Genomic DNA, 13,547 nt, shown 5'->3' on the forward strand with positions numbered 1-13,547 from the left:
TTACCCCGCCGCCTGCCGCTTGACCTCGCGGACGAAGGCTTGCACCACGGGCCGCCGCGCGTCGGCGGTCCGGGTGGCGACGAAATGGGTGGAGCTGAAGCTGTAGGTCTTCGGCATCAAGGCGCGCATCAGCCCGCGCCTGACCCAGTCCCCGCCGATATGGCAGGGCAGGAAGCCGATGAAACGCCCGGACAGCACCATCATGACCTGCGCCTCCATGTGCTTGACGGTGCCGCAGGGGCGCGGGTGGTTGGCGCGGTAGAGGTCGTCGAAATGCAGGTAGCCGCGCACCGCGAAGGGTGCTTCCTCGATCGCCGCGCGGTCGATGGCGTCGTCCGGCACGCCGAATAGGGGATGTGAGCCACCGCAGTAGAGCGCGTGGGGCTCTCGGTAGATCGGGATATAGGTGAGGCCCGGCACCTTCTGCGACATGGGGCCGACCACCACGTCGCGGGTGCCGTCGGCGACGGCGGTCTCCAACTCCGCCGGGATTCCCAGCAGCAGGTCGATGAAGACATCGGGCGCGTATTCGCAGTAGCGACTCAAGGCGCCGTGGATGCCCAGCTCCGGCGAGGTCGCGACGCCATCGACGATGCCGATACGCAATTGACCCATCAGTTTGACCCGGTCGCGGCCAATGCGCGACTGGAACGCGTCGATCTCTACGAACAGGCGCTTGGCGGCGTCATAGGTCGCCTCGCCGAATTCGGTCAGGCGGAAACCCCGGCGTCCCCGCTCGCACAGCGGTGCGCCCAGCTTCCGTTCCAGCGCCGACAGATGCGTGCTGAGGGTGGATTGCGACAGGTTCAGCAGGATCTGGGCATCGGCGAAGCCACCGGCGTCCGCGAGGGTCACGAAGACGCGCAGCAACCGCAGGTCTATGTTGTCGAGGCGTCTCATGGTCCCGGTTTCCCACCACGTTAATACATTGATGATTTTCGATGTAACCGTCTATTAAACGAGATTTTTCTCGATGTGAAGCTGGGTGATGATCCTTCCAGCGCAGTCTTGGCCAGCGCAGTCTTGGAAAGAGGGTCACCGATGTTCCGCATGAGCCGAATCGCCGCCGTCGTCTGCCTGCTCGGAACCGTCTCGGCGCCAGTCCTGGCCGCCGACACCATCCGGGTGCTGTCGCCCACTTGGCCCGGCTTCGCGCCGGTCTTCGTCGCCTCCGACAAAGGATATTTCAAGGAACTGGGCCTGACGGTCGACATGAAGTTCGAGGACGACCGGGCCAACGTGATGGCCGCCATGGCGCGCGGCGACATCGATGTCGACATGCGGACCGTCGGCGAACACCAGGGACGTCCCCGCGACGAGAGCACGCCCGGCATCATCATCGGCACGATCGACAAGTCGGTTGGCGGTGACGGTGTGATCGCCGATGGCTCGATCGGGTCGGTGGCCGACCTGCGCGGCAAGAAGATCGCGGTTGAGCCCAACATCCCGGCGCGCCTGCTGCTGCAACTGGCCTTGAAGAAGCAGGGGATGACGCTGGACGATCTGTCGATCCTGGAGATCGCGACGGCCGACACGGCCGCCGTCTTCGCCGACACCTCGGTAGCGGCGGTCGGCACCTATCAGCCGTTCCTGTCGCAAGCGATCACGATTTCCCCGGCGCGGAAGGGCAAGGTGCTGCTGTCGTCGGTCGATAGCGAGATCATCATCGACGTGATCACCGCCCGTCAGGACGATCTCAAGAAGAACCCGAAGAAGTACCAGAACTTTCTGACCGGTATCTATAAGGCGGTCGAGCTGTTCAAGACCAACCCGGCCGAGTTCATCAAGCTGGCGGCCCCGCACTACAACTTGAGCGAGGATGAGGTCAAGGAGATCATCGACACCAGCCTGGCCTACACCACGCTCGCCGAAGCCAAGGACCTGATCGGCACCGACGGCAAGCCGGGCCGCCTGTACGGCATCTTCGACACCGTGATGCAGCTCAACCTGGAGAACGGCGCCGCCGACACCAAGCTGACCGCCGCCAGCCAGATCGACGCCTCGGCGCTGTCCCAGGTCTCCCCGTGACCCAGGAAGTGGCCGGGCGGGTGGTGACGGGCCGAGTGGTGACGACCCGGCGGGCGGTGAACCGGAACCAGCCCTCGATCTGGGCGTTCCGGGGCGCGCTGTCGCGGCGGGCGCAGATCGGCATCGGCGTCGGGACCAGCGTAGCCCTGCTGCTGATCTGGGAGGCGGTCGCCCGGTCGGGCTTGGTCAACACGACCTTCCTGCCCTCCCCCACCACCGTGCTCGGCGCGCTCCTGACGATGATCCAGAAGCAGAGCCTGCTGTGGCACGCGGGCGTCTCGACGCTCCGGGTGTGGATCGCCTTCACGCTGGCCGCCGTCATGGCGATCCCGATCGGCATCATGATGAGCAGCTACCGCGTGGTCGGCGCGGCGCTGGAGCCGATCATCGACTTCATCCGCTACCTGCCGGTCCCGGCGCTGGTGCCGCTGTCGATCATCTGGTTCGGCGTCGGCGAGAACACCAAGCTGTACCTGCTGTGGCTCGGCACCTTCTTCCAATTGGTGCTGCTGGTCGCCGACGACATGCGCCGGGTGCCGCAGGAATACATCGAGATCGCCCATACCCTGGGCGCGAACACGCGACAGACACTGCGCGACGTGGCGTTCCGCGCGATGCTGCCGGGGCTGGTCGACAACCTGCGGATCACGCTGGGCTGGTGCTGGACCTATCTGATCATCGCCGAGATCGTCGCGGCGGACAGTGGCATCGGCTTCGTCATCTGGACCGCCCGGCGCTACATGAAGACGCCGGAGGTGATGGCCGGCGTGGTCGTGATCGGCGTGATCGGGCTGGTCACCGACCAGTTGCTCCGCGCCCTGCACCGCCGCGCCTTCCGCTATCTGTGAGCGATTAGATGACACAGGCATACCTGGAGTTCCACGGCGTCACCAAGCGATTCGGCGATCTCGACGTGGTCGCCCAGCCCTTCGACATCGCCGTGGCGCGGAACGAGTTCGTCGTCTTCCTGGGGCCGTCGGGCTGCGGAAAGACCACGCTGATGCGGATGATCGGCGGTCTGGACACGCCGTCGGGCGGCGAGATCAGCCTGGAGGGCACGCCGGTTGGCGGTCCGGACCACCGGCGCGGCATGGTCTTCCAATCCTATTCGTCGTTCCCGTGGCTGACCGTCGCCGAGAACGTCCTGTTCGGGATGCGCTATCGAAAGGACCTGACCGAGCGCGAGAAGCTGGCCCGGCGCGACCACTACCTGGACTTGGTCGGGCTGTACGAGTTCTCCAACGCCTATCCCAACAAGGTGTCCGGCGGCATGCGGCAGCGGGTCGCCATCGCCCGGACCCTGGCGGCGGGCTCGGACGTGATGCTGATGGACGAGCCATTCGGGGCGCTGGACGCGCAGCGCCGCGAAAAACTCCAGGTGGAGTTGCGCGCGATCCAGCGGCGCGACGCCAAGACCATCGTCTTCGTCACCCACGACGTCGAGGAGGCGGTGTTCCTGGCGGACCGGGTCATCGTGTTCTCCAAGCGGCCGGCGCGGATCATGGCGGACATCGACATCACGGAACGCCTGGGTGCGGAGCGTCCGCTGGACCTCCGCGACACCCCCGAGTTCTTTCAACTGCGCACCGCGGTGCTGCGCCTGCTGCGTGAAGCCGCCGGAGATGAGGCCGGAGACGAGAAATGACACCGATCGATCTTGCCGGCCGAACCGTGCTGATCACCGGCGCCAGCCGGGGCATCGGCTTCGGCGTGGCGGAGGCCTTCGCCAAGACGGGCGCCGTTCTCCACATCGCGGCGGAGAACGAGGGCATCCATCAGGCGGCGGCCGATCTCGGCGCCACCGCCCACCAAGTGGATGTGACGCGCGGCGATCAGGTGGAGGCCATGGCCGCCGCGATCGGCGCGGTCGACGTGCTGATCAACAACGCCGGGCTGGAGCTGATGACGCCGCTGGACGACACCGGCCCCGAGAACGAGGCGGCGTTCCGGCGGATCATCGAGATCAACATCCTGGGCACTTTCCTGGTGACGCGGGCGGTGACGCCGCGGATGCCGCCGGGAAGCGCCATCATCAACACGGCGTCCAGCTGGGGCCGGGTCGCGGAACCCCTGTTCTCCGCCTATGTCGCGTCCAAGCACGCCGTGATCGGGCTGACCAAGACATGGGCCAAGGAGCTTGGCCCCAGCGGCATCCGGGTCAACTCGGTCTGTCCCGGCTGGGTCCGGACGGAGGCGTCGATGCGTTCGCTGGGGCGCATGGCGGAACGGGTCGGGCGGCCCGAGCGGGAGTTGCTGGACGGGATCATCGCCGGACAGGCCTTGCCCGGCCTGATGGAGCCGTCCGACATGGCGGGGCCTTATTTGTTTCTCGCCTCGGGGTTGGCCGCCAACGTCACCGGCCAGAGCCTTGGGGCCGATCGGGGAGAAGTGCCATGGTGACGACTTTGAATGGGCTCAGGGCGCTGGTCACCGGAGCCGCAAGCGGCATCGGCTTCGCCGCATGCGAGGCTTTGCGCGATGCCGGCGCCGTGGTGATCGGGCTGGACCGCGCACCGGCGGCGGACGACTTCAACCGGGTGGTCGCCGACGTCACCGACGAGACGCAGGTGATCGCCGCGGTGGCCTTGGCGGCCGAGCGGCTGGGCGGTCTAGACCTGCTGGTCAACTGCGCCGGCATCGAGATCGAGGCGCCGATCCGGTCGATCGACATCGCCGACATGGACCGCATGTACGCGGTCAACATCCGAGGCCCCATCCTGGTGGCGCGGGAATGCCTGAAGGCCATGAAGCCGGGCGCCCGCATCATCAACATCGCGTCGGAACTGGCCTATCTCGGCCGCCAGCAAGCCTCGGGCTATTGCGCCACCAAGGGGGCGATCCTGTCGCTGACGCGGTCCTGGGCGCGGGAACTGGCGCCGGACATCCTCGTCAACGCGGTGGCTCCCGGCCCGATCGACACGCCGCTGCTGGGCTTCGACCGCATGACCGAGGCGCAAAAGGCGCTGGAGACCGCCAACCCGATGGGCCGCGTCGGCCGCCCGGAGGAGGTCGCCGCCGCGATCGTCTTCCTGGCCTCCCCCGGCGCCAGCTTCATCACCGGACAATGCCTGAGCGTCGATGGCGGCGCGGCCATGCACTGAGAATACAACTACTGGGAGGAATCCGATCCATGGTCGAAAGCGTCTTCATGGCCGAGCTGACTTGGCCGGAGTTCGCCGACAAGGTCAAGGAGGGCGTCATCGTCTTCCTGCCGCTGGGCACCACCGAGCAGCACGGCCCCCACATGGCGATGAACGTCGATGTCGTGCTGCCGACCGGCGTCTGCGAGCGGGTCGCCCGCGCGGTTGGCGGCATCGTCGCGCCGACCATCCCCTATGGCTACAAGTCGCAGCCGCGCTCCGGCGGCGGCGAGGGGTTTCCCGGCACCACCAGCCTGGACGCCAACACCTTCTCGCTGGTGGTCCGCGACATCATCCGCAGCCTGGGCACCGATGGTGTCCGCAAGGTCGTGGTGGTCAACGGGCATTTCGAGAACTGCTGGCCCTCGGTCGAGGGCGTCGATCTGGCGATGCGCGAGTTGCGGCGCGACGGCGTCACCGACATGAAGGTGATGCGCCTGGAATACTGGGATTTCGTCGGCCGCGACACGCTGGACCAGCTGTTTCCCGATGGTTTCCCCGGCACCGAGCTGGAACACGCCAGCCTGCTGGAAACCTCGCTGATGCTGTTGCTGCGGCCGGATCTGGTGGATATGGACAAGGTGCCGGACGACGGCCCGGCCAAGTTCCCGACCTATGACCTGTACCCGGTGCCCGACGGCTTCGGTCCCGCGTCCGGCGTCCTCGCCCGTGCGCAGGGCTCCAGCGCCGAGAAGGGCCGACTTCTGATGGACGACCATGTCGAGCGGATCGCAAGCGCCGTCCGAGCCGAATTCGGAGTTTGAAGGACATCATGAGCGAAAAGCATTTCAAGCCGCTGGATTCCGCCGCCGTGCCGCGGTTCGGCGGGCTGCCGACCTTCATGCGGCTGCCGGTGGCGACGCCGGACCAAGTCGATATCGCCTTGATCGGCGTCCCGTTCGACGGCGGCACGACCAACCGGCCCGGCCCCCGCCATGGTCCGCGCGAGGTTCGCAACCAGTCAAGCATGGTTCGCCCTGTCCATCACGTGACGGGAATCTCGCCCTACGACCTCGTTCGGGTGGGAGACTGCGGCGACAGTCCGGTCAACCCGCTCGACCTGATGGAGAGCCTGGAGCTGATCTCCGGTTACTTCAAAGGCGTGCGAGAGGCTGGCGCCATTCCGCTGACGGTCGGCGGCGACCATCTGATCACGCTGCCGGTGCTGCGCGGCCTGGTCAATGAAGGTCCAGTCGGGCTGATCCATTTCGATGCCCATTCCGACACTTACGACAGCTTCTTCGGCAACCGCTACAACCATGGCACCCCCTTCCGCCGCGCGGTCGAGGAAGGGTTGCTCGATCCCAAGCGGATGGTCCAGATCGGGCTGCGGGGCGCCATCTCGGACGCCGCCAATTATGATTTCGCCCGCGCCAACGGCATCCGCCTGATCTTCATCGAGGAATTCGAGGAGCGCGGCCCGAGGGAGGTCATGGCCGAGGCGCGCGCCATCGCCGGCGACCTGCCGACCTACGTGTCGTTCGACATCGACATCCTGGACCCATCGATAGCGCCCGGCACCGGCACGCCGGAGATCGGCGGCGTCACGACGCGCGAGGCCCAGACCATGCTGCGGCTGCTGCGCGGGCTGGATATCGTCGGCGCCGACGTGGTCGAGGTGTCGCCGCCGTTCGACCCCACGGGCGCCACGGCGCTGACCGCCGCCACCATCATGTTCGAACTGCTCTGCGTCATGGCCGACGGCATTCACCAGAAGGGGAGCTGACCCACATGTCCACCGAACCGCTCGTCACGATCCCCGCCCGCAAGGGCAAGGCGGCCCATGTCGCCAAGGGGCAATTGGTCAAGGTCGTCAACACCCATGGCGAACAGGTGGTCGACACCTGGGCCTTCAACCGCGACGACATGACGGAGTTCATGTCGAACGAGCATACCCGCGCCCACATGCTCAAGATCATTCCCAAACCGGGCGACGTCCTGCTGACCAACCATCGCCGCCCGATCCTGACACTGCTGGAGGACACCTCGGGCGGCATCCACGACATGCTGATCGCCGCCTGCGACCGATACCGCTACGAGTTGCTGGGCTGCGAGGGCCATCATGACAACTGCACCGATAATCTGGCGGCGGGTCTGGCCGAGCTGAACCTGACGCCGCCCGAGACGCCGAGCCCGCTGAACCTGTTCATGAACATCCCCGTCGCCGCCGACGACACCCTGTCGTTCGAGGCGCCGCCTGACCCGGTCAAGGGCGGCCATGTCGTGCTGCGCGCCGAGATGGATCTGGTGATCGCGTTCTCCGCCTGCCCGCAGGATATCCTGCCGATCAACGGCACGGCGTGCGCTCCGACCGAGGCGCATTTCATGGTATACGATGGCTGAACGACACGCGGAGGAGCGGGGTATGCCCATGCTGATCGACGAACGTTTCACCGGCCCTGGCCTGTCGCCCGACCTATCGTGGACCGATGAACCCGAGGGCTGGACGCTGACGCCCGACGGCTTGGTCGTCTCGCCCGCCATGGGCACGGATTTCTGGCAGCGTACCCATTACGGCTTCCAGGTCGATCAAGGTCCTTGCCTGCTCGCCCCGGTGAGCGGCGACTTCACCCTGGAGACGGAGGTCGCGTTCGAGCCGGTGCACCAATACGATCAGGCTGGCCTGATGGTCCGCCTGTTCCCCGACTGCTGGCTTAAGACCTCGGTGGAGTTCGAGCCGGACGGACCGTCCCGCTTGGGCGTCGTCGTCACCAATCAGGGCTGGTCGGACTGGTCGACGCAGGACTTCGACGGCGACCACATCGCGTTGCGGGTCGAGCGCGTGGGCGGGGATTACGGCGTCCACGCCAGGATCGGCGACGGCTGGACGCAGATCCGGATCTGCCATTTGATGGCGGACGACGGCGCACGCCCAGTCCACGTCGGGATCTACGCCTGCTCGCCCAAAGGCGACGGTTACCGCGCCACCTTCCGCCGCCTCGTCCTCACGGCTGATACGCGATCCTGAGCCCGCCCCAGTGGCGGCCCTTGACCACGATGGGGGCCGAGACATCCTTCATCAGTTCGTAGGTGCCGCCCATGTCACGGCGATAGGCTTGCAGCAGGAAGGGTTCCCGGTTGCGGCCGGCGGCCAGTCCGACGCGGTCGTTGAACATGCGGCGGTTCCGACTGTGCGCCGCGTTCCACTGGGTGTGGCCCGGCCGTTGCGGATGGTGGTACTTGCTGTTGTGGGTCGGGAAATAGCCGTTGCGGTCGATGACGTTGCAGAAGACCACCCGGTTCGACAAGGCGAGCGCCTTGTCCAGGGGTGCCATCAGCAGTCGGTCGGCCGCGTCGCTGAACCGGGTGACGCATTGCTGGGGCGAGGTGCCCGGCACCGGCACGTAGGTCTCGTCGAACAGGTCGCCCAGGGTCAGCGTCCCGGCGTCGATCGCCGCCTCCAGGATGCCGGTCACCATGGCCGCGTTCTCCCGCGCGGCCCGGATAAAGGGCGTGTCGACCGTTTCCACATCAAGCTTTGTGGACAGGCCGATCAGCTTCTCGCTGGCGGCCAGCAAGCCGTTCAGCCGGTCGCGGGCGTGGTTGAGATTGTCGCTGGACTGGGTGACGCCGGCCGACAGGCCGACGATGCGCTGTTCGACCGTCGATATGCTCATCCCGATGGCACCGGCCGCCTCCTCGATGCGGTCCTGCTGGTTATCCACATCGTCGATCGCGTCGGCCAGGGTCCCCATCAGCTCGCCGATGCGGTTGGCGTCGTTGCCGACCGCGGTCGCCTTCGAGGCGGCCTGGGTGCCCCGCGCCGCCAGCGCCTTGACCTGCTCCGTCAGATAGCGGAGCGTCGCGTCGATCTCCTGCGTCGCCTGGGCGGTCTTGCCGGCCAGCACCTTGACCTCGTGGGCCACGACCGCGAAGCCGCGGCCGGCCTCTCCCGCGCGCGCCGCCTCGATGGTCGCGTTGAGCGCCAGCAGGTTGGTCTGCTTGGCGATGCCGCTGATCTCGTTCGCCACCTTGCCGACGCGGCCCAGCGCCTCGGTCAGGTCGCCGGACTGTTTCTCGATCGCCGTCACGTCCCCTGTCAACACATGCAGGCCGGCCAGCGCGTTATCCACTTGGCCGCGGCTTTGCGCCACCTGGTCCTGGGCCTTGGCGGTCACCGCGCGGGCCGCCGCGGCGGCGGCGGAGACGTGCCCCGTCCCGGCCGCCATCGTGGCGGCGTCGCCGCGCAGCTCGTCCAGGATGGAGACCTGATGGGAAAACCGGCCGCTGACATCATCGACGTGCCCGGCGACATCGGCGAACGCCACGCCGAGATCGCCGATCTCGCGCGCCAATTCCGCGACCACGGTTTCGGCTCCCGCGGTCAAAGTGCCGGCAGGCACCAGACTTGATCTGTCCGCCATGGGTCTCTCTCCCGAGATCACTTCTTGCCGAGCGCGCTCCAGCCAGCACTCACATCGCTTCATTTCTATCTAAATTTATTAAGGTCCGATGAGTCGCGGCGCCCAACTTTGGCGCTATGCCGAACAGCCAGGACAAGCTCGTCAGCGTTCCGCCCGTTTCAGGGATCGGCTCCGCTGATCCGCCATGGCGGTTTCCTGGTGAGCTTGCAGACGCGACACGAAGATCTTGGCGGCCCGCGAGATGTGCAGGCGCGCCATCGGCTCCACCTTGTCGGCCTCGCCCGCGATGATGGCGTCCAGGATGGCCTCATGCTCGTCCCATATGCTGCCGGGGATCTTCTCGTCGTCGCGCAGGACCTCGCCCATCACGCGGCGCAGGTAGTGCCAATAGGGGTTCGTCGTGCCCCCGATCAGCGGGTTTCCCGAGAGCTCGTACAAGAAACAGTGGAACGCCCGATCGGCCGCGATCTGCTTGACGACATTGGCTGTCTCCACCGCCTCCCGGCCGGTGGCGATCAGGGCCGGCCCCTCCAGCCGCGCCCGCTCGGAACCAAGCTCCGCCGCCTTGCGGCACGACAGCCCCTCCAGCACGGCCCGCACCTCGTAGAGGTCTCGGATGAAATCGACGTCCAGCGGAGAGACCACCAAGCCGCGGCGCGGCGCGTCGCGGACGAGCCCGTGATTGCGCAGCAGAAGCAGCGCCTGCTGCACCGGCTGGCGCGAGACGCCATAAACCTCGGCCAACTCGTCCTGGATCAGCCGCGAGTTCGGCGGGAGCTTCCCTTCCGTGATCTCCGACAGGATCGCCTCGTAGACCTGCTCGACGAGGCTGGATTGGGGAGTGATTATGCGCATTCGATCCTCATCGGGCTGTACCAAGACGCAGTTTACCGCATCACCAAAAACAAACCTATTGCATGGCTCCAGGATTCGAATACTGTATTCGAACTCTGAATGCAAAATCCACATACGAAGCGGTCGATGGCGTCCCTGGAAGGGGAGGCACGAAAAAGGCCCAGAGGGAGGAAACGAACATGACCAAAGTCGATCGGCGCGCTTTTCTGAAAGCCTCCGCCGGCGCCATCGCGGCGGCTGGCGTCACCGCGGGCTTGGCACCCCGGATCGCCCATGCCCAGGCTGGCGGATTCAAGTTCAAGCTCGGCACCGACCTGCCGGTGGCGCACCCCGTCAATGTCCGACTGCGCGAGGCGATCGAGGCGATATCCGCCGAGACCAATGGCGCCGTCACCATCACCCTGTTCCCGAACAACCAGCTCGGCAGCGATTCGGACATGATGTCCCAGATCCGCTCCGGCGCGCTGGAACTGGCGACCTTCCCCGGGACCGTACTGTCGACCCTGATCCCCTCGACATCGGTGACGGGGCTGGGTTTCGCCTTCACCAGCTATGACAAGGTGTGGGCGGCGATGGACGGCGATGTCGGAAACTACATCCGGCGCAACATCGAGAAGGTCAACCTGCACGCCTTCGACAAGGTCTGGGACAACGGTTTCCGCCAGATCACCACCGGCACCCGCCCGATCGAAACCCCGGATGATCTGAGGAACCTGAAGATCCGGGTCCCGGTGGTGCCGCTCTGGGTCTCGATGTTCACGGCTTTCGGCGCCTCCCCCGTCAGCATCCCGCTGAGCGACGCCTATTCGTCCCTTCAGACCAGGATCGCGGACGCGCAGGAAAATCCGTTGGTGCTGATCGACTTCGCCAAGTTCTACGAGGTCCAGAAATATTGCTCTCTCACCAACCACGCCTGGGATGGCTTCTGGATGCTCGCCAGCGGCAGGATCTGGCGCGGCGTGCCGTCGGAAATCCAGCAGGTCATGGCGAAGCATTTGAACGCCGCCGCCCTGAAGGAGCGTGACGATGTGGTCAAGGCGACCGTCGATCTGCAAAAAGGGCTGGAGGCGAAAGGTCTGGTCTTCAACAAGGTCGATGTCGACGCCTTCCAGAAGGCCCTGCGCGCCACCGGCTTCTATGGACAGTGGAAGGAGAAGTTCGGCGCCGAGGCTTGGGCGCTGGTCCAGAACTACGCCGGCGACATCGGGTGAGACCCATGAACACCGTTGACAAGGTCCTTGTCCCGGCGGGGCCGTCCGAAAACACTCCCACCCGTGGCGGTTCCGCGATGACGGAAGCCGTGCGGGGGACCAGCCGGGCGCTTGGCTGGATCATCGAGCGCGTGGCGGCACTGCTCATCGTGGCCGAAATCGCGGTGCTGTTCGCGGGCGTGATCTGCCGCTATGTCCTGCACCGTCCGCTGATCTGGACCGACGAATTGGCGTCGATCCTGTTCCTGTGGCTGGCCAGCCTGGGAGCCGTCGTCGCCTTCCGGCGCGGCGAGCACATGCGGATGACGGCGCTGGTCGCGATGGCGTCGCCCCGCGTCCGCGAATTCCTGAATGTCGCCGCCATCTCGGCGGCTTTGGCCTTCCTGCTGTTCGTCGTGGAGCCGTCGTTCGAATACGCGGCGGAGGAGGCTTTCATCACGACGCCGGCGCTGGAGCTGTCCAACGCGTGGCGGGCGAGCGCCCTGCCCTGCGGGCTGTCGCTGATGGCCCTGTTCGCGGTCCTCCGTTTGATCGAGGTCGGCGACTGGCGTCTGGTCGGCGCCGCCATGGCCACCGTCGCGGGGATGATCGCCGGGTTCGTCCTGATCGAGCCGTTCCTGGCCACGCTTGGCAACCTCAACCTGCTGGTCTTCTTCGTCGGCGTGACGGCGGTGACCGTCTTCGCCGGCGTCCCGATCGCCTTCTCCTTCGGTCTGGCGACCTATGGCTTCCTGGCGCTGACGACCACCCTGCCGGTCATCGTCCTGATCGGCAGGATGGACGAGGGCATGTCGCACCTGATCCTGCTGTCGATCCCCCTGTTCGTCTTCCTGGGGCTGCTGATCGAGATGACCGGCATGGCGCGCGCCATGGTCGCCTTCCTCGCCAGCCTGCTTGGACACGTGCGCGGCGGCCTGTCCTATGTGCTGGTCGGCGCCATGTACCTGGTGTCCGGCATCTCCGGATCGAAGGCCGCCGACATGGCGGCCGTGGCGCCCGTCCTGTTCCCGGAGATGACCGAGCGCGGCGCCAAGCCCGGCGATCTCGTGGCCCTGCTATCGGCGACGGGAGCGCAGACCGAGACCATCCCGCCCAGCATCGTCCTGATCACCGTGGGTTCGGTCACCGGCGTCTCGATCTCGGCCCTCTTCACCGGCGGTCTGCTGCCGGGGCTGGTGCTCGCCGTCACCTTGTGCGCCGTGGTCTGGTACCGCTACCGCAAGGAGGATCTTTCCCACGTACGGCGGGCGACGGGTGGCGAGATCGCGCGCGGCTTGGTGGTGGCGCTGCCGGCCTTGGCCCTGCCCTTCGTGATCCGCGCCGCCGTGGTCGAGGGCGTCGCCACCGCGACCGAGGTTTCCACGCTTGGCATCGCGTATTCCATCGTTGTCGGGCTGTTGTTCTATCGGCGCTTCGATTGGGGCCGCCTGTTGCCGATGCTGGTGGAGACGGCGGCCCTGTCCGGCGCCATCCTGCTGATCATCGGGACCGCGACCGGCATGGCGTGGTCGCTGACGCAGTCCGGCTTCTCCACCACGCTGGCCGCCGCGATGACGAGCCTGCCGGGCGGCGCCGCCGGCTTCCTCGCGGTATCGATCGTCGCCTTCGTGATCCTGGGCAGCGTGCTGGAGGGCATTCCGGCGATCGTCCTGTTCGGACCGCTGCTGTTCCCGATCGCGCGGGAGATCGGCGTGCACGAGGTGCATTACGCGATGGTCGTCATCCTCGCGATGGGCATCGGCCTGTTCGCTCCGCCATTCGGTGTCGGCTACTACGCGGCCTGCGCGATCGGGCGGGTCAATCCCGACGAGGGTATGAGACCGATCCTGGGTTACATGGGCGGGCTCCTCGTCGGGCTGATCATCGTCGCCGCCATACCATGGATCTCGATCGGCTTCCTTGGATGACGCGACGCTCAAGACATGAAACCCCGCCCGCCATCGTGCGGG

General features: G+C 66.4%; 14 protein-coding genes. 11 read left to right on the top strand and 3 right to left on the bottom strand.

Annotated features, from left to right (window positions below; all coding sequences use genetic code 11):
• Entirely contained in the window at positions 1-900 is a 900-nt protein-coding gene (locus N825_RS10005) for a LysR family transcriptional regulator (RefSeq protein WP_037450570.1), read from the bottom strand.
• 150 nt (positions 901-1,050) lie between these two features.
• Between N825_RS10005 and N825_RS10010 the strand changes: the two genes are divergently transcribed.
• Genes N825_RS10010 through N825_RS10050 form a run of 9 tightly spaced genes read left to right on the top strand, consistent with a single transcriptional unit; the run spans position 1,051 to position 8,136 of the window.
• A complete protein-coding gene (locus tag N825_RS10010; RefSeq protein WP_037450976.1) occupies positions 1,051-2,028 on the top strand; it encodes an ABC transporter substrate-binding protein in 978 nt (325 codons plus the stop codon).
• Positions 2,025-2,876 (top strand): ABC transporter permease, encoded by an 852-nt coding sequence (locus tag N825_RS10015; RefSeq protein ID WP_245613068.1) that lies wholly within the window; start codon positions 2,025-2,027, stop codon positions 2,874-2,876. Before N825_RS10010 ends, N825_RS10015 begins: the two co-directional genes overlap by 4 nt.
• 8 nt (positions 2,877-2,884) lie before the next feature.
• Positions 2,885-3,673, top strand: coding sequence for an ABC transporter ATP-binding protein (locus tag N825_RS10020; RefSeq protein ID WP_037450573.1), 789 nt, complete (start codon positions 2,885-2,887; stop codon positions 3,671-3,673).
• Positions 3,670-4,428, top strand: coding sequence for an SDR family NAD(P)-dependent oxidoreductase (locus N825_RS10025; RefSeq protein ID WP_037450578.1), 759 nt, complete (start codon positions 3,670-3,672; stop codon positions 4,426-4,428). Before N825_RS10020 ends, N825_RS10025 begins: the two co-directional genes overlap by 4 nt.
• Positions 4,422-5,129, top strand: a complete 708-nt coding sequence (locus tag N825_RS10030) for an SDR family NAD(P)-dependent oxidoreductase (protein WP_037450581.1) — start codon at positions 4,422-4,424, stop codon at positions 5,127-5,129. Before N825_RS10025 ends, N825_RS10030 begins: the two co-directional genes overlap by 7 nt.
• Positions 5,130-5,158: 29 nt before the next feature.
• The gene (locus N825_RS10035) at positions 5,159-5,932 is read left to right on the top strand and encodes a creatininase (protein ID WP_037450584.1); all 774 of its coding nucleotides are present in this window, start codon (positions 5,159-5,161) and stop codon (positions 5,930-5,932) included.
• An 8-nt stretch (positions 5,933-5,940) separates the two neighbouring features.
• Entirely contained in the window at positions 5,941-6,894 is a 954-nt protein-coding gene (gene speB, locus N825_RS10040; protein WP_037450979.1) for an agmatinase, read from the top strand.
• A 5-nt stretch (positions 6,895-6,899) separates the two neighbouring features.
• Entirely contained in the window at positions 6,900-7,511 is a 612-nt protein-coding gene (locus tag N825_RS10045; RefSeq protein WP_037450587.1) for a DUF1989 domain-containing protein, read from the top strand.
• Between the two features lie 22 nt (positions 7,512-7,533).
• Entirely contained in the window at positions 7,534-8,136 is a 603-nt protein-coding gene (locus N825_RS10050; protein WP_037450590.1) for a DUF1349 domain-containing protein, read from the top strand.
• Here N825_RS10050 and N825_RS10055 read toward each other — a convergent pair.
• The gene (locus N825_RS10055) at positions 8,114-9,532 is read right to left on the bottom strand and encodes a methyl-accepting chemotaxis protein (protein ID WP_051511903.1); all 1,419 of its coding nucleotides are present in this window, start codon (positions 9,530-9,532) and stop codon (positions 8,114-8,116) included. The two genes, N825_RS10050 and N825_RS10055, sit on opposite strands and share 23 nt — an antisense overlap.
• Before the next feature lie 141 nt (positions 9,533-9,673).
• A complete protein-coding gene (locus tag N825_RS10060) occupies positions 9,674-10,387 on the bottom strand; it encodes a GntR family transcriptional regulator (protein ID WP_037450593.1) in 714 nt (237 codons plus the stop codon).
• 179 nt (positions 10,388-10,566) lie between these two features.
• Between N825_RS10060 and N825_RS10065 the strand changes: the two genes are divergently transcribed.
• Positions 10,567-11,598 carry a TRAP transporter substrate-binding protein gene (locus N825_RS10065; protein WP_037450596.1) on the top strand — a complete coding sequence of 344 codons (1,032 nt, stop codon included), beginning with the start codon at positions 10,567-10,569 and terminating at the stop codon, positions 11,596-11,598.
• Between the two features lie 5 nt (positions 11,599-11,603).
• On the top strand, positions 11,604-13,505 hold the full coding sequence (locus tag N825_RS10070; protein ID WP_084164612.1) for a TRAP transporter large permease: 1,902 nt from the start codon (positions 11,604-11,606) through the stop codon (positions 13,503-13,505).
• Positions 13,506-13,547: the final 42 nt, after the last annotated feature.

The organism is Skermanella stibiiresistens SB22 (genome assembly GCF_000576635.1).
Classification (GTDB): Bacteria; Pseudomonadota; Alphaproteobacteria; order Azospirillales; family Azospirillaceae; genus Skermanella; species Skermanella stibiiresistens.